Annotated in this window: 17 protein-coding genes; 10 read left to right on the top strand and 7 right to left on the bottom strand. The window is 69.4% G+C overall.

The window, feature by feature from the left end; translation table 11 throughout:
• The first annotated feature begins 357 nt into the window (after nucleotides 1-357).
• Entirely contained in the window at nucleotides 358-1,749 is a 1,392-nt protein-coding gene (locus OG504_RS47705) for a hypothetical protein (protein WP_405995419.1), read from the top strand.
• Between the two features lie 1,338 nt (nucleotides 1,750-3,087).
• Here OG504_RS47705 and OG504_RS47700 read toward each other — a convergent pair.
• The 5 genes from OG504_RS47700 to OG504_RS47680 form a co-directional block, all read right to left on the bottom strand.
• Nucleotides 3,088-5,403: a beta-glucosidase gene (locus OG504_RS47700; protein WP_405995418.1), complete on the bottom strand. Its 2,316-nt coding sequence runs from the start codon at nucleotides 5,401-5,403 to the stop codon at nucleotides 3,088-3,090.
• Between the two features lie 229 nt (nucleotides 5,404-5,632).
• Nucleotides 5,633-6,451, bottom strand: a complete 819-nt coding sequence (locus tag OG504_RS47695; RefSeq protein ID WP_405855423.1) for a carbohydrate ABC transporter permease — start codon at nucleotides 6,449-6,451, stop codon at nucleotides 5,633-5,635.
• Entirely contained in the window at nucleotides 6,448-7,380 is a 933-nt protein-coding gene (locus OG504_RS47690; protein ID WP_405995417.1) for a carbohydrate ABC transporter permease, read from the bottom strand. The genes OG504_RS47695 and OG504_RS47690 overlap by 4 nt, the downstream gene beginning before the upstream one ends.
• Nucleotides 7,381-7,394: 14 nt before the next feature.
• Nucleotides 7,395-8,678: an ABC transporter substrate-binding protein gene (locus OG504_RS47685; protein ID WP_405995416.1), complete on the bottom strand. Its 1,284-nt coding sequence runs from the start codon at nucleotides 8,676-8,678 to the stop codon at nucleotides 7,395-7,397.
• 269 nt (nucleotides 8,679-8,947) lie between these two features.
• Complete coding sequence (locus tag OG504_RS47680; protein WP_405995415.1) at nucleotides 8,948-9,982, bottom strand: LacI family DNA-binding transcriptional regulator; 1,035 nt, start codon at nucleotides 9,980-9,982, stop codon at nucleotides 8,948-8,950.
• Between the two features lie 237 nt (nucleotides 9,983-10,219).
• On the opposite strand from OG504_RS47680, the gene OG504_RS47675 reads away from it, so the two are divergent.
• Nucleotides 10,220-12,487, top strand: coding sequence for a glycosyl hydrolase family 95 catalytic domain-containing protein (locus OG504_RS47675; RefSeq protein WP_405995414.1), 2,268 nt, complete (start codon nucleotides 10,220-10,222; stop codon nucleotides 12,485-12,487).
• A gap of 78 nt (nucleotides 12,488-12,565) precedes the next feature.
• Here the strand turns inward: OG504_RS47675 and OG504_RS47670 are convergent, their stop codons facing one another.
• On the bottom strand, nucleotides 12,566-13,606 hold the full coding sequence (locus tag OG504_RS47670) for a LacI family DNA-binding transcriptional regulator (protein ID WP_405995413.1): 1,041 nt from the start codon (nucleotides 13,604-13,606) through the stop codon (nucleotides 12,566-12,568).
• Nucleotides 13,607-13,927: 321 nt separating this feature from the next.
• On the bottom strand, nucleotides 13,928-15,448 hold the full coding sequence (locus OG504_RS47665) for a carboxylesterase/lipase family protein (RefSeq protein ID WP_405995412.1): 1,521 nt from the start codon (nucleotides 15,446-15,448) through the stop codon (nucleotides 13,928-13,930).
• Nucleotides 15,449-15,712: 264 nt separating this feature from the next.
• On the opposite strand from OG504_RS47665, the gene OG504_RS47660 reads away from it, so the two are divergent.
• The 8 genes from OG504_RS47660 (at nucleotide 15,713) to OG504_RS47625 (ending at nucleotide 24,520) form a co-directional block, all read left to right on the top strand.
• Nucleotides 15,713-16,243: a PadR family transcriptional regulator gene (locus tag OG504_RS47660; protein ID WP_405995411.1), complete on the top strand. Its 531-nt coding sequence runs from the start codon at nucleotides 15,713-15,715 to the stop codon at nucleotides 16,241-16,243.
• Nucleotides 16,244-16,263: 20 nt separating this feature from the next.
• The gene (locus tag OG504_RS47655) at nucleotides 16,264-17,244 is read left to right on the top strand and encodes an NADPH:quinone reductase (protein WP_405995410.1); all 981 of its coding nucleotides are present in this window, start codon (nucleotides 16,264-16,266) and stop codon (nucleotides 17,242-17,244) included.
• Nucleotides 17,245-17,424: 180 nt separating this feature from the next.
• A complete protein-coding gene (locus OG504_RS47650; protein ID WP_405995409.1) occupies nucleotides 17,425-19,890 on the top strand; it encodes an MMPL family transporter in 2,466 nt (821 codons plus the stop codon).
• A gap of 162 nt (nucleotides 19,891-20,052) precedes the next feature.
• Complete coding sequence (locus OG504_RS47645) at nucleotides 20,053-21,357, top strand: sensor histidine kinase (protein ID WP_405995408.1); 1,305 nt, start codon at nucleotides 20,053-20,055, stop codon at nucleotides 21,355-21,357.
• Nucleotides 21,354-22,010, top strand: a complete 657-nt coding sequence (locus tag OG504_RS47640) for a response regulator (RefSeq protein WP_405995407.1) — start codon at nucleotides 21,354-21,356, stop codon at nucleotides 22,008-22,010. Before OG504_RS47645 ends, OG504_RS47640 begins: the two co-directional genes overlap by 4 nt.
• Before the next feature lie 108 nt (nucleotides 22,011-22,118).
• Entirely contained in the window at nucleotides 22,119-23,054 is a 936-nt protein-coding gene (locus tag OG504_RS47635) for an SGNH/GDSL hydrolase family protein (protein WP_405995406.1), read from the top strand.
• A gap of 275 nt (nucleotides 23,055-23,329) precedes the next feature.
• On the top strand, nucleotides 23,330-23,698 hold the full coding sequence (locus OG504_RS47630; RefSeq protein ID WP_405995405.1) for a response regulator transcription factor: 369 nt from the start codon (nucleotides 23,330-23,332) through the stop codon (nucleotides 23,696-23,698).
• Between the two features lie 153 nt (nucleotides 23,699-23,851).
• Nucleotides 23,852-24,520 (top strand): LuxR C-terminal-related transcriptional regulator, encoded by a 669-nt coding sequence (locus OG504_RS47625; protein WP_405995404.1) that lies wholly within the window; start codon nucleotides 23,852-23,854, stop codon nucleotides 24,518-24,520.
• The last annotated feature ends 15 nt before the right edge of the window (nucleotides 24,521-24,535 follow it).

Below are 24,535 nucleotides of genomic sequence, written 5' to 3'. Positions count from 1 at the left end.
GGCCGGCGCCAACCAGCCCTCTTTTGCGCCAACTAAGAATCCTCGTCACAGTCCTGCCCCCTCCGGAGTCGGAGCCACCGCACACTCCCGGCGGTCCACGGCTGGTTCGCTGCCGCGCAGCGCCCAACGCATGAGCGCCCTGGGAGACGACTTGGCCACTAGTGACTCCCCCGCGGTGCTGTGCCAGTACGGGCCCGCGGATGTCCCGGCCCCTCAGCGTCATCGACCTGATGGAAGGCCTGCGTCGGACCCTGGGATGCGGCAAGGCCAGCGGCCGGCATCGCACCCCTGACCCGCACGCACTCCGCTCGTATCGGCCAATTGTCCCTTGCCGGACGGTGTGGAAGCATCCTGACCATGCGATGGGGACGCACGTCACGGGACCAGAACTCCAACGACGCACGCAGGTCGCAGGTGGCACTGCTGGAGGAGCAGGCGCTCAGCATGTTCCAGCAGGGCCGCACGGCTGAGGCTGTGCCGCTGCAGGAACGGGCCGTCGAACTCGTCCATGCCGTCATCGCCACGCAGGGCGGGGCCACCCCCGACGACCTGGTGATGCTGGGCTCGCTGCAGTACGGGCTGGGTTCGAGCCTGCGCGCGGTGGACCGTCCCGACGACGCACTGACCGCGCTCGATGCGGCCGAGGAGGCCTACGGCGATGTGCTCGACACCGGCAGGCGGGACATGGTGCAGCGGATCACGGATGTCCAGGTGCGTCGGGCCAGAACGTTCCAGGAACTGGGCCGGGTGACCGACTCGATCCTCGAAATGGACGAGGTGGTCCGGGCAGCGGTGCTGGCGGGACCGGACGGCGATGTGTTCGAGTTCGAGCTGGGCCTCAGCCGGCTGCTGTACACCAACGCCCTGGTGCTGAACCAGTACGGCGACCCGGATCTGATCCTGAGTTCGGCGGACGCCGTGGTGCGGCTGATCACCTCGAACGGCTTGAAGGTCAACACGCTCGAGGGGGGAGATCGCGCCTACTACATCGATATGCTGCGCTGCGCCGCCACGATCGCCATGCGCGGTCACGCCGAGCAGGGGCGGGCCGAGATAGCCGCGTCGGCCGGGCGGATCGCGGTCGATACCTGGGCCGAGGTCGAGCGGTCGGAGTTTCCGCAGTTGATCCGCGAGATGGGCGAGATGCCGTCCATGTACCGCAACTCGATCGTTCGGGCGGCGGCGTGCTATGGCCAGCTCACCGAAGCACTCGGGCAGCGGGAACTCTCGCAGCGCTACCGCGACTTCGCGCGCGGCCTGGACGCCGACGTCGCCGGCCGGGCCGAGCAGAACTGGCTCGGGATCGGGATCGGGTCGACAACCATGGGCACGGCACTGCACCGGGCGCGCAACCTGCTGGGCGTCGGGCAGGTGCCGGACGAGATCATGCTGCTCGGCGGCCCGGACAACGCACGGACCAGGTTCACCACCACCCAGCGCTGCCCGCGCTCGCAGTGGGCCGCCTCGGCCGGGCAGCTGGCCCGCATCGTGGCACCACTGGCGCAGCATCCACAACTGGTCGCCACACTCGGGATGGAAGCGCACCTCCTGTACGCGTCCTCACTGGCCGTCGCCGAGGACGCCACGGCGTGGCACGTGGCCAACTCACGCCCTTGGATGTACCTGCTCCGAGACCTGGTCAAGGCGTTCGAGCAGGCAGGCGACCAGGCAATCTGCCAGGACCTGGAGCGTTGGACGGACGTCACCTGCGAGGTCATCAACCCCTTCCACGACCCCCACGGCCACTGACCGAAACCGGCTTCCCCGAGGACCGCGTCCGGCAGTTCTCACCAGCGGGGACCCCGAGCAGCAGGGCCCAGGTGGACAGCACGCTGGAGAGCGATGCAAACGGAGCAACGCCCCCCGGGGGGTACGCATCAGCTGGTTCCAGGAATCATGGCCAGGTTCCAACTACCTTGGCTCGGCTCGACCTCTGGGAAGCGACCGCGATCTTGGTGCCAACCATCCCTCTTTTGTGCCAACCAAGAATCCTCGTCACAGAAAGTGTGACCACAGGCGCTAGGTGTCTCCGGAGCACATCACCGACCTGCACCTTTGCCAACCAGCCTCAGTACCGGGTTGGGCTGTCTACCGAGGTCTCTCGGCACATTGGTACAGCTTCACAAGCCTCCCTGCCCCTGCACCGCGAGAGACGTCTTCACCTCCACCAACTGCCTGAAACGGCACCTCCCCAGCCACGCCGTCGCCCCTGGCTCCTTCGCGGACCGCCTCCGGATCATTGGGCCGCACCGTGAGCATCCCGGCATGATGAGAGGCATTGCAGAGATCCAAAATCCTTTAAGATGATCTTGGAAATTCCCACCGCACTCTTTGCGTGTAAGGCGGAGTCGTGGCTCCCCAGCCCCTGCTGCTCCATCACGCGCCAGTCGGCGCATCGAGCGCTGCTGTCCCCTGGTCGGACACATCGACGTTGCACGACCTCGCCCGAATGCACGCCATCTCCGCTGATGCCGTCGCTCACCTGGCCATGCCATCGGATTGGAGCGCCCGGTGGACCACCGCCTGGCGTTTCGGGCGTACGTTGGTCGGCTGCGCCGTCAGGGATCTGAGCGAGATCGACGTACTCTCGAGTGTTCCTGTGCGCCGCTTCACTTGGCGTACCGATCAACGGGGAGAGGAGCCGGACTCCGTTTCCCTCAACGCATCAACGAATACGCCGATGGCCTGGCCGAGGCGCGCGATGAGGGGCAGGGTAGTTGAGCGGCCAGCCCTCGATAGCGGTAGCGGTAGCGGATCACTGAAGCTCAGTCCGGCGTCCAGCAGAGCTCTGCGTGAGACGTCTGGGGCCTGGGCGGACAGCCGGTCCTTTGCGGGTGAGTCGCCAAGCGGGATGCCGATCATTTCCCGGCGGATCACGGTCTCCGAGTCAGCGAGGCTGGTCTCGTAGTCCCGCGCCGGACGCCAGTGTGCGGTCAGCCGCAATACCAATGACGCACCCCTTCGCGGATCACGCCAGATCGCCTCACATACATCCCCGCAGCCCGTTGTGAGCCGCTGAAGATGGCATGCAAAGGAGGCTCCCCGCACCTGACACGGGGAGCCTCCTGGCCGGCGGAGTACCTGAGGTCAGGCCGGGACCACCCTGACGGGGGTGGTCATGGTGCGGGTGCGATCGACGATGCGCTCATCTCCTTGCAGGGTCACCTGGACGGGAACGCCGCGGTCGCCCGCCGACCGGGCGACGGTGAGCGTGAGGTCACCGGGTTCGACGCGTCGGCGAAGGTCTCTCCCGGTGAAGGCGGCCATGTCCGTGTGGACCTCGAACTCGACGACACGGGTCTCACCGGCGGCGAGGTCGACGCGGGTGAACGCGATGAGCTGGCGGACCGGACGGGTGACCGAGGCGACCGGGTCGGTGAGGTAGAGCTGGGGGACACAAGTGCCCGCGCGCTCACCGGTGTTGGAGACCCTGGCCCGCAACGTGATCGTCGCGTCGACGGACACGACGGCTTGGTCGACGGACGCGCTCTCGATCTCGAAGGTCGTGTACGACAGGCCGTGCCCGAACGGGAACGCGGGTGTGGGGTCGATGTTGCTCACGCCGTCGCTCTTGAGGGCGAGGGGAGGCGCCAGGTAGGTGCCCGGCTGGCCCGCCTCGTCGCCCGGGATCTGGACCGGAAGGCGCCCGGAGGGGTTGATCCGGCCCGAGAGGACACCGGCGATCGCGGCCGCCCCTTCCTCACCGGGGAAGAACGCCTGGACGGTGGCGCCAGCCCGCCGGGCGTGCCGGCCGATGGCGTACGGACGGCCCGAGAGGACGACGAGGACGGCTTGGTTCGCCGCGTCGAGGACGGCCTCCACCAGTTCGTCCTGGACACCGGGGAGTGTCAACACGCTGACGTCGCAGCCCTCGCCGGAGGAACCGTGTCCGAACATCCCGGAGCGGTCACCGACGACGAGGACCGTCACGTCGGCCGCGGCGGCGGCAGCCACCGCGGCGGCGATGCCACTGCGGTCGTCCCCGATGACCTGGCAACCGGTCTCGTGGCGGATCTCGGCGTCGGGGAACTCGCGCCGGAAGGCGTCGAGCACCGTGGGCGCCTCGACGCCCAGGGGGGTGTCGGGGTGGTGGGGCAGTACGTGGTTGGGGAACGAGTAGCAGCCGAACAGGCACCGGACGTCGTCGGCCGTGGGACCGATGACGGCTACGGAGCGCGTGCCGGCGAGCGGCAGGAGGTCCGAGGAGTTGTCGAGCAGGACCACGGACTCCTCGGCCAACTCGCGGGCGACGGAGCGGTTTCGGGCCGAGTCGAAGTCCGCGGGAGCGGTGTACTGCCCGGGCTTCCAGTCGGGATCGAGCAGGCCGAGTTCGGCCTTCTGGGTCAGGACCCGCAGTACGGCGCGGTCAACGAGCTCCGCCGGCAGGCCGTCGTCCAGGAGTGGCTGCCCGTATGCGGTGGTGTGGGGCAGTTCGACGTCGATCCCGGCCCGGAGCGCGGCGCGTGCCGCGCCCGGGATGTCGGCCGCCACGTGATGCAGGGAGGCGAGGAACGCGATCGCCCAGTAGTCGGACACCACCGTGCCCTCGAATCCCCAGCTCTCCCGCAGCAGCCGGGTCAGGAGTTCCTCGCTGGCACCACAGGGCACGCCGTCTATGTCGTTGTAGGCGTTCATGACCGAGCCGACCCGGCCCTTCACCACGGCCTTCTCGAACGGCACGAGGATCAGGTCGGCGAGTTCGCGGGGACCGACGGCGGCGGGGGCGTGGTTGCGGGCGGCCCTCGACGCGGAGTAGCCGGCGAAGTGCTTCAGCGTGGCGACGACGCCGGCCGACTGCAGCCCCTGCACGTAGGACAGGCCGAGTTCCGAAACGAGGTAGGGGTCCTCGCCGAGGGTCTCCTCCACTCGGCCCCAGCGGTAGTCGCGTACGACGTCCACGACGGGTGACAGTCCCTGATGGACGCCGACAGCCGCCATGTCCGAGCCGGTGGCCGCCGCCATACGGTGGACGAGGGCGGGGTTGAAGGTGGCCGCCCAGGCGAGCGGTGTGGGATAGACCGTGGCCTGCCAGGCGGTGAACCCGGTGAGGCACTCCTCGTGCGCGATGGCCGGGATACCGAAGCGGTTCGCCGCCGTCACCCGCTCCTGGAACTCCGCGAGGCGCTTGCGGCCCGCCTCCGGGTCGACCGGCGCCGTACCGAACACCCGGGTCAGATGCCCGATACCGTCGACGATCGCTTCGTCGAAGCTCTCGGCGCCGCGGAAGGTGTCCTGCATCGGGGCCACATCGCCGGACTCGTCGTGGCCGGGCCAGGTGCTGCCGAGTTGTGCCACCTTCTCGGCCCTGGTCATGGTGTCGAGGAGGGCCCGCGCGCGAACGGACGCCGGCAGGGCGGGATCGTTCCACAGCCCGGTCGTCGGGCGCTCGTCGCTGATCGTCAAGGTCTCATCCGTTCTGTTGCGGGGGGGGTGCGCGAGAGCGCGCGAAAGGTCCAAGGGGCCGAGGAGGTACCGCCGACCGGGAAGAGAGTGGGCCCGGGCGCCGGTCCGGCGGTCATGGGGAGGCAGACACGCCGGACTGCGTCGCACGGGGGGAGTCGGCGCCTTTCGGCGTCCGGGCCCCGAACAAGGTGGCGTCCCGCTTCGGCGAATCCGGCGGGACTCGGCACCGTTACTTGCCGCCGGCTCCCATCAGACCCGCGACGAGGGCGCGGCGTGCGAAGAGGTAGACGACGAGGATGGGGACCGCGGACATCAGCACCGCGGCCAGCAGGGCCGGCACGTTCGACCCGTACTCGGAGACGAAGTTGTACAGGCCCAGCGTCACCACCTTGTTGTCGTTCGACTGGGTCATGATCAGCGGGAACAGGAAGCCGTTCCACGCCTGCAGGGCCGTGAAGACGCACGTGGTCGCGATGGCCGACTTCGACATCGGGACGACCAGCGTCAGCAGGGTCCGTGCGGGGCTCGCGCCGTCCAGTGCCATGGCCTCGTACAGCTCGTTGGAGATGTCCCGCATCCCCCCGCTGAGGACCAGCACGCTCACCGGCAGCGCGAACGCGGCGGTGGGCAGGATGATGCCCCACAGGGTGTCGTAGAAGCCGAGGTTGTTGATGATCAGGAAGAGCGGGATGATCACCGCCTGCGAGGGGATCGCCAGGCCCAGCAGGAACAGGCGGAACACGCCCTTGGTCAGCCAGCCCCGCCCGCGCACCACGGCGTAGCTGATCGGGACCGCGAGCGCCAGCACGATGGCGACCGTGGCCACCGCGACGACGACGGTGTTCCAGATGTACTGCAGGAAGCCGCTGTCCAGGACCGTGCGGAAGTTGTCCAGGGTCACGGTGTCGGGGATCGAGACGGGGCCCTTGTCGGTGTACGTCGTCTGCGGCTGTACCGCCGTGTTCACCAGCGCGTACAGCGGGACGCCGATGATCAACAGCCAGACCAGGGTGGCAGCGCCGGCGAGGTAGTTCGGGCGCGTCCTCACAGCCCCTCCATCGTGCTCGTCATCTTGTCGTACCCACTGAGCTTCGTGAGGAGGACGGAGGCGGCGGTGGCGAGCAGCAGCAGGAAGCTGGCGATGGCGCTCGCATAGCCGTAGTCGTAGGTCCGGAAGGCCGTCTGGTACATGGAGAACGGCAGGGTCGAGGTGTCCGTGCCGGGTCCGCCGTTGGTCAGCAGCAGGACGATGTCGAAGGCCGTGAGCCCGCCGACGACCATGAAGATGGTCGAGGTGATCATCGTGTTGCGCAGCTGCGGCAGGGTGATGTGGACGAACTGCCGGACCCGTCCCGCGCCGTCGATCGAGGCAGCCTGATAGAGCGTGTGCGGGATGGCCCGGGCGGCGCCCTGGTAGAGCAGGCTGTGGAAGGGGACGAACTGCCAGGTGGTCACGAGGACCAGGCAGGCGATCGCGCCCTGCTGGGTGCCCATCGGATCGGAACCGAAGAGCCATTCGAACTTGGACGGCAGACCGAAGTTCGGGTCCAGCAGCTGGCGCCACATGACGGCCGTTGCCGCCGTGGACAGCAGCAGCGGCAGGAAGAACAGCGCCGACAGGACCGCCCGGTTGCGCTGGGGACCGGCCGCCCAGACGCCCAGCAGGATGCTGACCGGCGCCTGCACCACGATGTTGCCGATCAGCAGGGCCCCTGTGACCACGGTGGACTGCCAGACCTGACTGTCGCCGAAGAACCGCGACCAGTTCTCCATGCCGGTGAACTGCGGTGGGTTCAGGCCGTCCCAGTGCGTGAAGGAGAGGTAGAGCACGCCCACCATCGGCGCGACGGCGAAGACGAGGAAGAACAGCAGCCCGGGAACCGCCCAGGCCACGCCGGGGCGCTCCAGGGTGGGCGGAGCGGCCCGGTCACGAACCCGTTGCTGGTGCACGGGACGCGAAGTCGTTGCGGAGACCACGTGGACGCGCCTTCCTACTTCTTGATCGCCAGAACCGCGCTGACGAACTGCTCCGGCGAACTCTGCCCGTTGAACAGCTTCTGGATCTCGGTCAGCAGCGGCGTGCCGAGGGTGAGGCCGAGCGCCTGGTCCCATGACTGGGTGAAGGAGGGTGCCTTCTGCACCAGGTCGTACTGGAACTTGGCGTACGCCGGGTCGGCCGCCTTGGTGAGGTACTGCGCGGCGTTGGAGGTGACCGGCACCTCACCCTTCTCGACCAGCCCCTGCACATAGCTGTCGCTGTAGGTGGTCTGCAGGAAGTCCGTCGCGGTCTGCTTGGCGGCGGAAGTGGTCACCGAGAGGTAGTTCGTGGGGTTGCCGACCACGTTGGCGGCATCGCCCTTGCCCCCCTCCACAGAGGGGAAGGCCACGTATCCCAGGCCGTTCTTCGCGAAGTCGGGGGCCTCGGCCAGCTGGGTCGCGTACTCCCACGAGCCCATCAGCACCATCGCCGCCTTGCCCTTGTTGAGCAGCGTGGAGGTGCCGCCTGCGCCGTAGTTGACCGATCCGAACTTCTTGCCGAACGCGCCGCTGTCCACCAGCTCCTTGATCATCTGCGCGGTCTTGAGGACGGCGGGGTCCTTCCACTGCGACCAGTCGCCGCCCTGGATCTTGTCGAACAGCTTCGGCCCCGCGAGGCGGTCGACGAGGTACTCGACCCACATCAGCTCGGTCCACGAGGAACTGGCGTTGCCGGCGAGCGCGAAGGGGGTGATCCCCTTGCCTTTGAAGACCTTGACCAGGTTCTGCAGCTCGGCGTAGGTCGTCGGCGGCTGAACGCCCGCGTCGGCGAAGAGCTTCTTGTTGTAGAAGAGGAACACCGGCTGGGTGCCCCGGCAGGGGATGGCGACCAGCTTGCCGCCGACCTTGCCCGCGGCCAGGGCCGACGGCAGGAAGTGCGACTCCAGGGCCGTGTCCAGCGTGACCAGCTTCCCGGCCGTGACGTAGTCGTTGAGGCTGCCGCCGCCCCAGCTGAAGAACACCCCGGGCATCTTGGCCGAGCCCATCGCGGTCCGCAGCTTGTCCTTGTACCCGTCCGTGGCGATGACGGTCATGCTGACCTTGCCCTTGCCGGCGGAGTTGAAGGTGTCCACCGCCGACTTCTGGACCGAGTTGGTCGGGTCCTGCAGCGTCCAGAAGTCGACGTTGCCCGTGGGCGAGGACGTGGAGCTGCCCGACGAACCACATCCGGCCACGGTGACGCTCAGCGTGGTCGCCGCCGTAGCGGTGAGGAACCATCTCCGGGACACACTGTTCATCGTTGAACACCTTTCGAGTCGGCAGGATCCCCTTCGCGGGTGCACTGCACCCGGCAGGCCGTCCCGGGCCTGCCCGCGCTGAGGGATCTGGGTCGATGGCCATGACCGTCAGGCGCTGTTGCGCAAGTGTTGCGGTTCCGTTGCTCCTGCGGTTGAGCTGGCGTCGGTCACGTTAAGCGGCGCTATTCGGCCGCGGCAATATCGGAGCGAAATCACTTCCGAAAGACTTTCGCTGCCCGAGGGCTTGCGGAACCGGCTCGGGTTCGTCCCTATTTCCCGGTTTCGGGCGGCGCCGTGGACATGCGCACGACGAGTTCGGTCGCGAGTTCCCTGCGCGTCGTCGCGGGAGGCCTGCCGTCGGCGAGGTTCAGCAGGACACGCGTGGCTTCCTGGCCCAGTTCCCTGAACGGCTGCCTCACCGCACTCAGCGGCGGCGAGGCCATGGCGGCCACGAGGGTGTCGTCGAACGACATCACCGACAGCCCGCGCGGTACGGCGATGCCCAGTTGCCGGGCGGCTTCCATTGCGCCGAGTGCCTGGACGTCACTGGCGGCGAAGAGAGCCGTCGGCCTCTCGTCCCGCTCCAGCACACTGCGGGCGGCGCGCAGTGCCTCGCCGTAGTCGAAGTCCGTAGAGCGCACGAGCGTGGCGTCGTAAGGGATGCCGGCCTCCGTCAGGGCGGCCCGGTAGCCGTGCAGGCGCGCGGACCCGGCCAAGGAGTGCGACCGGCCGGCCAGCATGCCGATGCGGCGGTGTCCGAGGTCGATCAGGTGCTGGACAGCGGTCGTCGCGCCGTGCCAGTTCGCCACCCCGACACTGGGGATGTCCGCGGACGGCGCGTTCAGGGGATCGACGAGCACCACCGGAATCCGCTGCTCCAGGATCCGGCGCTCGTCCCGCTCGACGAGAGTGGAGATGACGATGACGACCCCGAGTGCGTCCAGTTTCTGAGACTCCGCCAACCACTGTGCGATGGAGCGCCGACTGGTCGTGCCGACGGTCGTGTGGACACCGATCTCGGCCGCCGACTCCACGATGCCGCGGACCACTTCCAGGGTGTACGGTCCCGCCAGGTCGCGGAACACCGCAAGGATCTGGCGTCGCCGACGAGCTTCGACCTCCCACGTGCGGACAAACCCACGTTCGGCCAGCAGCGCCTCGATGCGGGCGCGTGTCGCCTGGGACACGTCACGCCGCCTGTGGACAACCTTGGAGACGGTCGCCGGCGAGACGCCGACCTCGTCGGCTATCGAGGCGAGAAGCCCGTACTGGGCGTTCCGGCGGGAGCTGGTTGGGCCCGTCACTGCGGTGTGGACCTCCCGTACCCCGTCCGTTGGCCTGATCTGAGCGGATGTTGAGTGAACGTACACGCCGGTTCGATCACGGCAGGCCGGGAAAGAGCACCGAAAGCCGCGCACACCTGCGGAAACACGGGGACTCAAGGGCTTCGAAAGTCTTTCGCGACCCGATCGGCCGCCTCTTGTAGGCTCCCCCGCAGCCTGTTCGAGCCGCTCAGGCACGTTACTTCCGGGAGGCCGGGAATGCCGGTGCACAGCGTCCACGACACACAACCCGCCGACCGCTGGGAGGACGCTTTCCTCTCGGGCAACGGCGAGTACGGAATCATGGTGTTCGGGCACCCCCACCGGGAGCGGATCGTCCACAACCACCACCGTTACGTGCTGCCCAACGAGTCCCTCGGGATGCGGCCGCCGGCCGTCGCCGACCGTCTCGAACGGGTCCGCGACCTGGCCCTCGCCGGGGAACGGGAGCAGGCACAGCGCGAGTTCTCCGACGGCAGGGGGATGGCCTGGACACAGTCCTTCCATCCGGGGCACATGCTGCATGTGGACACGACAGCCGGGGACGGCCCTGTCGAGCACTACCGCCGAGTCACCGACTTCACCACCGGCGAGGTGAGCGTCACCTGGTCCGACGGGGAACGGGAGTGGGTACGGCGCGCGTTCGTGTCCCGCACCGACGCCGTCGCGGTCGTCGAGATCAACGGTCCGCGGCTCGACCTGGCCATACGGCTGTCCGGCGAGCTGGCCGGCCGCCCCGCCGAGGTGACCTTCACGACGTCCGCTGAGGTCACCGGGGACGGCGAGGTGTCGCTCGCCGTCGTGGGCGAGTATCCGCCCGGTCCCGGCGCGGCGGGATTCACCGGCGTGACCCGGGCCGTGGTCACGGGCGGCCGGGTCACAGCGGAAGGGGACACGGTCCGTGTCGAAGGAGCGACGCGTGTCGTTCTGCTGACCCGGATGGACCGGTCGGCGCCCCTCCCCCGCATCGACGCGCTCCGCGCGGGCCTGGCCGAACTGCCCGCCGAATACGACGAGTTGCTCGCCCGGCACGCGCCCGTCCACGGCGAACTCTACGGCCGCGCCGAACTCGACCTGGGTGTGCCCGACAGCGACCGCGGCCTCCCCGTGGGCGAGCTGATCGCCCGCGCCGACACCAAGACGCTGGACGGCGCGCTGATCGAGGCGCTGTTCCACTCCGGCCGCTACCTGCTGCTCAGCTCCAGCGGGGTCCTGCCGCCCCGGCTGACCGGCCTGTGGCTCGGCGAATGGGGCGCCGCCTGGTCCGGCGACTACACCACCGACGCCAACATCAACCTCCAGATGGCCGGGGCGGTCCTCACCGGCATGCCCGAACTCATCGCGCCGTACGCCGCTTTGATCGACAGTCAGATCGACGACTGGCGCACCAACGCCCGCACGATCTACGGCACCCGCGGGATCCTGGCCCCCAGCCGGACGGACGGCGAACACGGGCTGCTCTTCCACCTGGACGACGACTGGCCGTGGACCATGTGGCTGGCGGGCGCGGACTGGCTGCTGTTCCCGCTGTACGAGTACTGGCAGGCGACCGGCGACGACGACTTCCTCGCCCGCACCCTCGCCCCCTGGCTCGTCGAGGCCGCCGCCTTCTTCGAGGACTTCCTCACCCGCGAGGACGAAGACGGACACGTCGTCCTGGTCCCCTCCTACTCCCCCGAGGTCGGCCCTCGCGACGGGCGGGGCATGTCCGGGGTGAACGCCACCATGGACCTGGCCGCGGCCCGGCACGCCCTCGCCACCGCCGCCGACGTCTGCACCCGCCTCGGCATCGAGCAGTCCGCGATCGGCCGCTGGCGCGCGCTGGCGGAGCGGCTGCCGCCCTACCGCGTCGACGGGCAGGGGGCGCTCGCCGAGTGGGCGTGGCCGGGACTGGAGACCGCCGACGCGCACCGTCACATCAGCCACCTCTACCCGGTGTGGCCGCTGCACGACATCACCCCGGACGACACCCCCGACCTGGCCGCCGCGGCTCGCGAAGCCCTGGTGCGACGGGGTGACGAGAACCTCTCCGCGCACGGCAGCCTGCACCGCGCCCTGGTCGCCGCACGCCTGAAGGACAGCGGGACGGCGAAGGAGAACGTCCTCAAGATCGTGGGCCACAACATGGTCTTCCGGTCGCTGATGACCTCGCACAACCCCGATCTGGAGATCTACAACGCGGACGCCGCCCACTGTCTGCCGGCCGTGGTCGTGGAGATGCTGCTCGACTCCCGGCCCGGGGTCGTGGAACTCCTGCCGGCCCGGCCCCCGGAGTGGCGGTCCGGCAGCCTGCGCGGCCTCGCCACGCACGCCGGGGTCGGCGTCGACGAGCTGACGTGGGATGTGTCCGAGGGCCTCACGAAGGTGGTGCTCACCTCGCCAGTCGAGCGGGACATCGTCCTCGTGTGCCGTGACAGCTCGGACCAGCGGCAGACCGTACACCTGCTGCCGCACGTCCCCACCACGGTGACCGTCCCGCTCGCCTGAGGCCTCAGGGGCGGGCAGACCCGGGACGCCAGCCCTCGGGGCAACCGAACCGGTGTGTGGTGTGCGCCCGGCAATCGCTCACTGTGTGTCGACTCGCCTGCGCACCGACGTCGAGGTGCGCAGCACGAGCTCCGTCGCCAACTCGATCCGGGACGACGCGGGCGGTCGGCCCTCCGCGAGTTGCACGAGCACCCTGGTGGCCTCGGCGCCCAGTTCCTCGAACGGCTGGCGCACCGCGCTCAGTGGCGGACAGGCCATGGCCGCCACGAGGGTGTCGTCGAAGGACATGACCGCCAGGTCCTCCGGAACGCTGAACCCGTGCTGACGGGCCGCTTCCAGGACGCCGAGCGCCTGCGCGTCACTTGCCGCGAAGACGGCGGTGGGTGGACTCGCGGAGCGCAGGATCTGCAGGCTGGCGAGCAGCCCTTCTTCGAAGTCGAAGTCGGTCGAGCGCACGATCGCCGGGTCGTACGCGATCCCCGCCTCCTCCAGAGCGGCCCGGTAGCCGTGCAGCCGCGCCGCCCCGGCCAGCGAGTGCGAACGGCCCGCGACCATGCCGATCCTGGTGTGCCCGAGGCCCAGCAGGTGTTGCACCGCTTCCCTGGCCCCGCTCCAGTTCGTCACCCCGATGCTCGGAATGTCGTGGGTCGGTGCGCTCAGCGGGTCGATCAGCACCACGGGAAGCCGTCGCTCGACGATCCGGCGCTGGTCTTCCTCGGCCAGCATGGAGATCACGATGATCAGGCCCGCCGCGTCGAGTGCCACGCACTCCTCGAGCCACTGGGAGATCGAACGGTGACCGGTCGTCCCGGTCACCACGTCCAGGCCCAGTTCGTCCGCCGCGTCCACGATCCCGCGGACGACTTCCAGTGTGTACGGCCCCGACAGGTCACGGAACACCGCGATGATCTGACGCGACGCCGCGGGATCGGGTTCTCCCGGGCGGACATACCCGTGGCGTGTCAGCAGGTCCTCGACCCGGGCTCGCGTCGCCGCTCCGACGTCGGCACGCCGGTGCACGACCTTCGACACGGTGCTGAGCGACACTCCCGCCTCGCCGGCGATGCTGGTGAGCAGACCGTACTGCGCATCCCCGCGCGTGCCGCCCCGAACTGTCACTCGTACGCCTCGCCTTTGAGCTGCCACTCGAAACTCCGCCGCAAGCCAACAGGACGAAAGGCCCGGTGACAAGGCTGCTGCGTCGGATGACCCCGACCGCACCTGTCCGCGCGACCTCTACGCGCCGTGGTCCGGGAGCAGCACGCGGTGCGCCGGTGACACGTCCCCGCGAGTGAGCCTGAGTACAGGCCCGGACCGGCACCGCTCCGGCCACTCCCCTCTCGTTCAGCGACGGGAGGGTGGCAACGGTGAGCGACGGCCGGGACGGCCGACCAGTGATCAGCCGGCCGGCCATGGAGCGGAGGTGCGGAGGTGGCGGGGCTACGCCGTCGTCAGGGGCAGCGCGGCGAAGGTGTGCTGTTCCCAGAGCCGACGCGCGGCCTCCTCCGGGTACGCGGTCACCATCGGTTCGGTGTCGAGGAGTTGGACGAGGCGGCGCTCGGGATCGTACGCGGGCCAGCCCGGGTCACCCGTGGCGGCGAAGGCGGTCCACGCGGAGCGGAAGCGGGCGGAGAGCGCCTCGGTCTCCGGCGAGGGGACGGGACCGGTCAGCATGGCGCCGAGACCGCCGTAGACACCGAAGGTCAACGGGACGTCGAGCCCGTGACAGGCGCCCAGGGCGCCGCCGTTGGCGGGCGCGGCCCAGGTGAGTTCGTACACGTGCGCCCGGCCGCCGCCTGCCACCTGCGCCTCCGCCAGGTGCAGCGACGGCATCCGGAACAACCAGTCCGACTGCACCAGTTCGAACAGGTACTCAGCCGAGGCGTCCGGAAACGCGCCACGGTAGGCCGACTCACTCTCCGGCCCCGGTCCGAACAGGCTCAGCGCCATCGAGGCCAGCCCCTCGTCCACCTGGCCGAGCAGCCCGCCCAGCATCAGGAACAGGCGGTATTCGTCCCGGTTGTGCCCGGCGATCAGCTCCACGTCCCGCGCGGCGCCGCTCGCGAGGGCCTGCCACGGCGTGGTGGGCAGGACATCGCCGTCGACGACGGGCGAGAACGGGGTCGGAGTCAGAGCGACCGGCCCCCAGCGCTCCACGTACCCGCGCATCCGGCCGGTCAGTTCGGCTCCCGCCTCGGGCAGCTTGCGCGGATCCACACCGGACAGGTCGGCGACCGTCGGGCGCAGCCCCAACCCGCCGGCCAGTACCTCGGCGATGTCACCGGCCAACGCGGAGGAGAAGAACGTGCCAGGCACACTTTGGGTGATCGCCCGTCGGAACAGACCCCGCGCCCGCGGCATGGCCATCAGGGCGGCGATGGACCCGGCACCCGCGGACTCGCCGAAGACGGTGACCTGCTCGGGGTCGCCACCGAATGCGGCGATGTTCTCGCGCACCCACTCCAGGGCAGCGACCTGGTCGAGCAGACCACGGTTCGCGGGCGCGCCCTCGATCAGGGCGAACCCCTCGATGCCGACTCGGTAGTTGAGCGTGACCACGACCAACTCGCCGTCACGCGAGAGACGACTGCCGTCATAGGCCGGGTCGTCGGCGGAGCCGAACTTGTACGCGCCACCGTAGATCCACACCATCACCGGCCGCCGCGCGGCCCGGTCCGACTCCGGCGTCCACACGTTGACCGTCAGCCAGTCGTCACCGGCCGGAAGACCGGCGGGAGCCTCGGGCTCGGGACCCGCCTGCTCCTGCGGAGGCGGCGGACCGAACGCGAATGCCTCCCGCACACCGTCCCAGCCGTCCACGGGTCGCGGCGCCGCGAAGCGCGCCGCGCCCACCGGCGGCTGCGCGAACGGGATACCCCGGAACACCTCCAGGCCCCCCTCGCGACGACCGCGAACCGCGCCCGCCACCGTCCTGGCCTCGGGAAACTCGCTACTGCTCATCGACGACTCCTCAAAGGACCGACCACCGGGCAGACGGTCCGCACGCGGGATTCACCCGGGTTACCGAACGGGACACGCGGCCACCCCAGATCATGGTGAACCATATTTCACTAGGCGAACCCATTTGTCGACGAGTTCACACCCCGAAGCCCCCGTGGAGACTGTCGCAGGCAGGCAGACTTCCGAAGCCTGACGGCCTAGGCCGACCAAAACATCGATTCGATGTATATATCGATTCGATGACACATGTGAGAAAATGGCCGCATGCTGGAACTCGCCATACTGGGCTTCCTGGCCGAGAGCCCCCTACCGGGTCATGAGCTGCGCCGACGCGTTTCGGACCTGACCGGCTACACCCGGCCGGTCAGTGACGGCACCCTCTACCCGGCCATCAACCGCCTCGCGAAGGCGGGCCTGCTGGAACGGCAGGCCGATCCGCGCGCGGGTGCGGGCCGCTACATGCTCAGCCTGACCGAGGCCGGCCGCGCCGACATGCTGGAGCGCCTGCGCAAGCCGGCCGACCACGAGATCACCGACTTCACCCGCTTCTACACGGTGCTGTCCTTCCTCTCGCACCTCCCGGACATCGCCGAACAGCACGCGGTACTGCGTCGACGCCTGGCGTTCCTGGAGGAGCCGGCAAGCTTCTTCTACGACGGTGACCGGCCCCTGCGCGCCGAGGAGGTCGCCGACCCCTACCGGCGTGGCCTGCTCCTCACCGCCCGCGCGACCAGCCGCGCCGAACGCGCCTGGCTCCGCGAGGTCCTGGGCGAACAACCGCCTGAGAACCCCTGAAAGACCCCGGAGGTACATCCATGCTCGCGTCCTGGTACGACCAGCAGGGCTCCGCCGCCGATGTCCTGCACGTCGGTGAACTGCCCGACCCCCACCCCGGCCCCGGCGAGGTGCGGATCCGTGTGACCGTTTCGGGCGTCAATCCCGGCGACACCAAGAAGCGCCGTGGCTGGCTGGGCTCCTCGATGCCGTATCCGAGGGTCGTCCCGCACAGCGATGCCGCCGGCGTCATCGACGCGGTGGGCGACGGCATCGACGCCCACCGCGTGGGAGAGCGGGTGTGGGTGTACGGCGCCCAGTCCTACCGGCCCTTCGGCACCGCCGCCCAGTACACCGTCGTACCGGATCAGCAGGCTGTACGTCTCCCCGACCACCTCGCCGACGAGCTCGGCGCAAGTCTGGGCATCCCGGGAATCACCGCCCACCGCGCCGTTTTCGCGGACGGCCCGGTCGACGGCCGTATCGTCCTCGTCCACGGTGTGCTCGGCGGCGTCGGTTCCCTGGCCGCCCAGCTCGCCCGCTGGGGCGGCGCCACCGTCATCGGCACCGTCCGCCGCGGCGACGACCTCGCCCACGTCGACGCGACCGCCGTCTCCCACGCCGTCGCCCTGGATTCGGCCGACCCGGCGGCAGCGATCCGCTCGTACGCGCCGGGCGGTGTCCAGCGCGTCGTCGAGGTGTCCCTGTCGGCCAACGCCGACCTCGACAACGCGGTCACCGCGCTCGACGCCGTCATCGCCGCCTACGGCACCCACGCCGACCGTACTGAACTCCCTTTCTGGCCCCTGCTGTTCAACAACGTCACCCTGCGGTTGCTCGGCAGTGACGACTTCCCCGCCATGGCGAAGCGGCAGGCCGCCCGTGATCTGACCGCGGCCGCCGCGGTCGGCGCCCTCACCGTCGACGTCGCGGACCGCTACCCGCTGGAGGACATCGCCAAGGCCCACGAACGGGTCGACGCGGGCGGGCGGGGCAGGGTGGTGGTCACCGTTCCCGGGTGACGGGAGCACGGCCGGTCGCCGCGTTGTCAGGAGAAGGGCATTAGTCCTGCGGTACTAATCGGGGCCTGTCGATTCGATGCCACAGGGGGCAGGAAGCGTGGAAACCCGCACCTAGCTTGAGATCAAGGGTCGATCGGGCCCTGCTCACGTAATGATCTCTTCTCCTGGTGGGAGTACCCCGTGGCCACCTTCCTCTATCGACTGGGACGGCTCGCCTTCCGGCGACGACGCCTGTTCCTGATGTTGTGGATCGCCGTCCTGGCCGCCGTAGGCATCGGCGCCATGAGTTCCACCGGCTCCACCTCGGACAGCTTCACGCTGCCCGGCACGCAGTCCCAGAAGGCCATCGACCTGCTGCAGAAGGAGTTCCCGCAGGCCTCCGCCTCCGGCGCCACCGCCCGGGTCGTCTTCGAGGCCCCTTCCGGCAAGAAGCTCACCTCCGCCGCCAACAAGGCGGAAATCACCTCGCTGGTGGCCGAGTTGAAGGCGTCGCCCCAGGTGGCGAGCGTCTCCGACCCGTTCACCAGTGGTCTGGTCAGCAAGTCGGGCTCCATCGCCTACACCCAGGTGTCCTACAAGGTCGCCAAGTCCGACGTCAGCAGCGCCGCGCACGAGGTCCTGAACAAGGTCGCCGCGGAGGGTGAGAAGGCCGGGCTGACGGTCAGCATGGGTGGTGACGCGGTCGAGGACAAGGCGGCCAGCAAGGCTGCCGAACTGATCGGTCTCGCGGTCGCCGCGGTCGTTCTGGTGATCACCTTCGGCTCGCTGATCGCGGCCGGACTCCCGCTGCTGACCGCGATCCTCGGCGTGGGCGTGGCCGTCATGTGCATCACCATCGCCACCTCGTTCGTGGACATGGCCTCGGCCGCCTCGACGCTTGCTCTGATGCTGGGTCTGGCAGTCGCCATCGACTACGCCCTGTTCATCGTCTCCCGCTACCGCAACGAGATCCGCGACGGCCATGATCCCGAGGAAGCCGCCGGGCGGGCCCTGGGCACCGCCGGATCCGCCGTCGTCTTCGCCGGCCTCACCGTGATCATCGCGCTGGCGGGTCTGAGTGTCATCGGCATCAAGATGCTCACCTCGATGGGCCTGGCCTCCGCCTTCGCGGTCGCTGTCGCCGTGGTCATCGCGCTGACCCTGCTGCCCGCGATGCTGGGCTTCGCCGGGACCCGGATCATGAAGGGCAAGCTCCTCAGCCGCCGCATGCACGCCCTGGAAGAACGCGGCGAGGGCGAGGCCATGGGCGTGCGCTGGGCCAAGTTCGTCACCCGCAACCCGGTCAAGGTCCTGGCCGTCGCGGTGATCGGCCTGGGCCTGCTGACCATCCCTGCCATGTCCCTGCGGCTGGCACTGCCCGACGACTCCATGAAGTCCCCCGACAGCACCCAGCGCGTCGCCTACGACACCCTCAGCAAGGGCTTCGGTCCCGGCTTCAACGGTCCTCTGACCGTGGTGGTCGACGCCCGTGACAGCAAGGACCCGAAGGCAGCCGCCGCGGACGCGGTGGCGCGGATCAAGAAGCTGCCCGACGTGGCCGCGGTGCGCGACGCCGCGTTCAACGAGGCCGGCGACGTGGCCCTGATCGGGGCCATCCCGAAGAGCGCGCCGAGCAGCCAGGCCACCAAGGACCTGGTCAAGGACATCCGCGCCCAGAGCAGCACCTTGCACAAGGACACGGGTGCCGACCTGATGGTGACTGGCACCACCGCCGTCAACATCGACGTCTCCAGCAAGCTCGGCCAGGCCCTCATCCCCTACCTGGCGATCGTGGTCGGCCTCGCGCTGATCCTGCTCCTGCTGGTCTTCCGCTCGATCCTGGTCCCCCTCAAGGCAGCCCTCGGCTTCCTCCTCAGCGTGGGCGCCACGCTCGGTGTCGTGGTCGCCGTCTTCCAGTGGGGCTGGCTGAAGGGCCTCTTCGGCATCCAGGAAACCGCGCCGATCGTGAGCGTCCTGCCCATTCTGCTGATCGGCGTGGTCTTCGGACTCGCCATGGACTACGAGGTCTTCCTCGTCACCCGGATGCGAGAGGAGTACGTCCACGGAGCCGAACCCACGCAGGCGATCGTCCAGGGCTTCAAGCACAGTGCCCGCGTGGTCACCGCGGCGGCGATCATCATGATCTCGGTGTTCTCCGGCTTCCTCCTGGACGACGTGGCACTCATCAAGTCCATCGGCCTCGGCCTCGGCTCCGCAGTGTTCTTCGATGCCTTCGTGGTCCGTATGACCATCGTCCCGGCGGTCATGACCCTGCTCGGACGCCGCGCCTGGGCCCTGCCCAAGTGGCTGGACCGGGTCATGCCCGACGTGGACGTCGAGGGTGAGAAGCTCCGCCGGGCCCTGGCCGCCGAGGAGACGAGCACCGCGCCCGAACCCGTATTCGCCGGCGTACCCGCGGGGGGCCGCCAAGGCTCGGACAACCACACCGCCCAGTCGGTCCTCAGTAACGGCTCCGGCTCCGACGCCTCGGACACGACGGGCTACGCGTCTCCGCTTCCCCGGCACCACCGTGGAAGGATCCCGGGACTGCCCGAGCTCGGACAGCACCGCGCGAACGAAGGCGACGCCGCCCCGTCTGCCGACACGGCCGAGCCAAAAGCAACGCCGACGAGGGGGCTGCGGAACAAACTGTTCCGTAAGAGCTAAGAGCTAAGAGCTGACGGAGACGCGTCGCAGCAGCGACCAATACCGACCGCTGTTCGACCACTGACCGGATCGGCCACCTCCCACCGGCCGATTCCCCAGCCCCGCCCGCCGGTCCAATCCCCCGGGACCGGCGGGCGGCCTCCCGACCCGTGAAGGACCCCCGTGACCACACCGAGCGCCCCCGCGGCCCCCGGCCCGGACAACCGCCGGCTCCTGGAGACCCTGACCAGCGATTCCGAACAACGCGTGATCGCCTCGGTCATCTTCCGGCTGGCCGCGCTGCGCCGGGCCGACCGGGCCCATCCCAAGGTCCGGCACTGGGGGGTACCGGCCTTCTGCGCGGCGCTCGGCGTCAACTCCTACCTCAACCCGTACAACACCGGCGACGTCCCGGCGCAGCTGGCGCTCATCGTCGCGTTCACCGTCCCCCTCCTGTGGCGGGAACGCCGGCCCATGCTGGTCTTCGCCCTGACCACGGCCGCCTCCATGGTCGCCCTGCCCCTGGGGGTACTGACCGGGGCCGAGTCCGCACGGGTCGTGGCCCTGTTCAACGTCGGCCGCTACAGCACCCCCCGGCAACTCGCTCTCGCCGTCGGCATCACCACCGTGCAACTCGGAGTGTGGGCCGCCGTCTTCTGGCGGGGCGGCCAGCTGGAACACGCCACACGCCCCGAGGTCGTGACCCTGTTGGCGATGACCGCGATGGCGGCGTTCGCCGCGCTGGGCCTGCTCAGCCGGCTGGCCAGTGCTTATATCGACGCCCTGAGGAAGGAACGCGACCAGCAGGCCCGCCTGGCCACAGCGCAGGAACGTGCCCGGGTCTCCCGGGAGATGCACGACATCCTCGGCCACACCCTCGCCGTGATCGTCGGTCTCGCCGACGGCGCCGCCGCCCTCGCCGAGAAGAAGCCGGAACGCGGGGCCCAGACTCTCCGCATCATCAGCACCAGCGGCCGTGACGCACTGGCCGAACTGCGACGCCTGCTCTCGGTCATCGGCGAGGAGGACGACCGGCCGGGCGACATCCCGCTCGCCCCGCAGCCAGGCCTGACCGACCTCGACTCGCTGCTGGACCGCGTCCGCGCGGCCGGTCCCACCGTCACTCTGGACGCCCGCGGCAGCCTCACCGACCTGCCTCCCGGGATCCAGCTCTCCGTCTACCGCATCATCCAGGAGGCCCTGACCAACACCGTCAAGTACGCCGCCCCCGACACCTCGGTCCAGGTGTCCCTCACCGCCGACCCGGACGCCGTACGGGTCACCGTCGAGGACACCGGCCCGTCCCGCACACCCTCGGCGAACCGCCCCCGCGCGGGCGGCGGCCGTGGCCTGGTCGGCATGCGCGAACGCGCCGCCCTCTACCAGGGCACCGTCACCGCAGGCCCCAACGCTCACGGCGGCTGGTCCGTCCGCGCCCTCCTCGTCCCCAGCCCGCAGCCCAACTCCCCGGAGAAGCACCCCTCATGACCACCGTCCTCATCGTCGACGACCAGGCCCTGCAACGCATGGGCTTCAACATGCTCCTGGAGGCCCAGTCCGACATGAACGTCGTCGGTGAGGCCACCAACGGCGGTGAAGCGGTCCGCATGACCGCCGAACTCCAGCCCGACGTCGTCCTCATGGACGTCCGGATGCCCGGCATGGACGGCATCGAGGCCACCCGCCGCATCGTGGAGTCCGGCGGCCGTTCACGCATCCTGGTGCTGACGACCTTCGACCTCGACGAGTACGCCTACGACGCCCTGCGTGCCGGAGCCAGCGGCTTCCTGCTCAAGGACGCCCAGCCCGACGAACTCGTCGCCGGGGTCCGGGCCGTGGCGGCCGGCGACGCCGTCATCTCCCCGGGCCTCACCCGCAAACTGATCGACGCCTTCAGCGACCGCCTCCCCGGGCACAGTCCGCAGCAGCAGCGCCGACTCGCCGACCTGACCCAACGCGAGTGCGAGGTCCTCACCGCCATCGCCACCGGCTGGACCAACCAGGAGATCGCCGAGCGTCTCCACCTCGCCGAATCCACGGTCAAGTCCCACATCGGCCGCATCCTCACGAAGATCGACGCCCGCGACCGCGTGCAGGCCGTCATCTTCGCCTACGACACCGGACTCGTCCGCCCGTCGTAAACCACCCCGCCCCGCTCGCCCGACCCCCAAGGGCCACACCGACACCGCTCCATGTGTACCGCCACGTCCCCGCAGCCCAGCATCCGCAACGAAGAACAGGACACAGCAATGGGACCGTTGGCACGAACCGGCATGGGCGTGGCCCTTGCCTGCGGGGTACTGGTCACCGCCGTCAGCATCGGGCAGAGCTCCGACAGCAGCGCCAAGACCAACGTGAAGGAGATGTCCAAGGGGCCGTACGTCGCACTCGGCGATTCGTACACCTCGGGCCCCAGGATCCCTCCTCAGACCAGCACTCCGGCCGGCTGTGACCGCTCCGGCCGCAACTACCCGGCCCTGGCCGCCAAGGAACTCGGCCTGAAGGCTGCCGACTTCCGTGACGTGAGTTGCAGTGGCGCCACCATCTCCGACCTCACCACCCCCCAGTCCACGGGCAACGGCACCAACCCCGCACAGCTCTCCGCGCTGAACACCGACACGCGGCTGGTCACGCTCGGCATCGGCGGCAACGACATCGGCTTCAGCTCGATGATCACCAAGTGCGTAGGCACCGGAACGCTCTTCAAACTGGCCGAGCGCGTCACGGACATCACCGACAAGGCACCCTGCGAGGAGAAGTACACCTCCGGCGGCACCGACAAGGTGGCCCAGAAGATCCGGACCGCGGGTGACCGCCTCACCCGCGCACTGAACGAGATCCAGCGCCGTGCGCCCGAGGCCCGGGTCTACGTCGTCGGCTACCCGTCGATCCTGCCCGCCAAGGGCACACGCTGCGGTCGCGAGCTGCCCATCGCTCCCGGCGACGTCACGTTCCTGCGCGAGAAGCAACAGGAACTCAACACCATGCTCGGCGAACGCGCGCGAGCCGCGGGAGCCACGTACGTCGACACCTTCACCCCGTCCGCCGGCCACGACGCCTGCTCCACGGCGGCCACCCGATGGATCGAACCCCTCAAGCCCAGCAGCCCCGCCGCCATGGTCCACCCCAACGAACGGGGCGAACAGGGCATGGCCACCGCGGTCCTGACCACCGTGAAGAGCTGAGGACACCGCAGTCCGAGACCAGCGAGGCCATGGGGCAGGCCACTCCGGCCCGCCTCCCGCGCCCGCGACTCCGGTCGCGCGTACTCAAGCGGAGCGCGCGTCCGGTCCGCATCGGCCGTCCGTGGGGACAGGCGCCCGGTGCGGGTGAAGGGCCCGGCCACGATCCGGAACATCCCAGGATCCGTGGCCGGGTCCGCGCCCCCACGCACCGTCCCCGCCCCGACCATCGCCGGCCGAACGCCTCCAGGGCCCCGGTCCGCCGGGAGAGCACCCGCATGACCACCGTACTCATCGTCAACGACCAGACTCTGCAACGCCTCGGCCTGCGAACGTTCCTGGAAACCCAGCCCGACCTCACGATCGTGGGCGAGGCGACCGCCCACGCCCAGGCAGTCCGACTCGCCGACACACTCCGACCTGACGTCGTCCTCATGGATATGGGCCGGCCTGACGAGAAGCACATTCAGGCGATACATCGCATCACCCGGCCCGACGAGGATCCGATGGCACCTGACGCTGACGGGGCAGGCAGGCTCCCCCCGCGGGTGCTGGTACTCACCCCCTTCGACACCGACGAGTCCGCCTGCGCCGCCCTGCGCGCCGGTGCCGACGGACTCCTCCTCAAGGACGCCCTCCCCCACTAACTGACAGCGGCCCTCCGCACCATCGCGCTCGGGTGTGCCGTCCTGTCTCCCCACCTCACCCGCGCACTCGTCGACGCAGTCCGTGAGCAGAGCCGGGCCGAGCTCACCGAACGCAGACACAGGCTGTCCCATCTCAGCGAGCGCGAATGCGAGGTGCTTGCCGCTCTCGCCTCCGGCTGGAGCAGCAGGGAGATCGCCGAACGGCTCTCGATAGCCCCGACCACGGTCAAGAGCCACATCAGCAGCATCCTCACCAAGATCGGCGCCCGAGCCCGTGTCCAGGCCTCGTGTTCGCCTACGAGACTGGCTTGGACAGGGCGACAAGGCAGCGGCTCCACCCGGCCGACACGGACTTCTCGGATCGGTCGAGATGAGGGATCCGGTGCGCCCCGCATGACGGTAGCGGTCCGGTTCCTCCGAGCCCGAGGACCCGCGTCACGTCGTGATGCAACCGCTCTTCCTCGGCTCGCTCCGGCAGGCGGCGACTCGGCGGCCTCCTCCTGGACCAAGGCTCCCGCGTCGCACACGGCCGACCTGCCGTCAGCGCCGACCACTGCGGCTGCAAGTGGGTTTGCCAGCCGCTGCAGCCTGCATGGTGTGACCCATCAGTGGATGTTCCAAGACTGCGCACACTCAAGGCCGGCGTCGCCCCGGATCCAGGTCGTCAGCAGGTTCTGCCTTCATCTGCGCGTCTCGGACGACTCCCTGTGCAAGCGCCTCTTACGAACGGCATCGCCGTTGCGGAGGACCGGTGCCCGAGGTGACAATGCGTGGAGGTGCCGGGCGGTCATCCCGGCGAAGTGTTGGAGGCGCTGCTTGTGAACACCGCATCGCGGT

Origin of the sequence: Streptomyces sp. NBC_00986, assembly GCF_045162565.1 — a bacterium.
Classification (GTDB): domain Bacteria; phylum Actinomycetota; class Actinomycetes; order Streptomycetales; family Streptomycetaceae; genus Streptomyces.
Note: the sequence above shows the minus strand (reverse complement) of the source record. Positions and strands in the feature narration are given on the sequence as shown.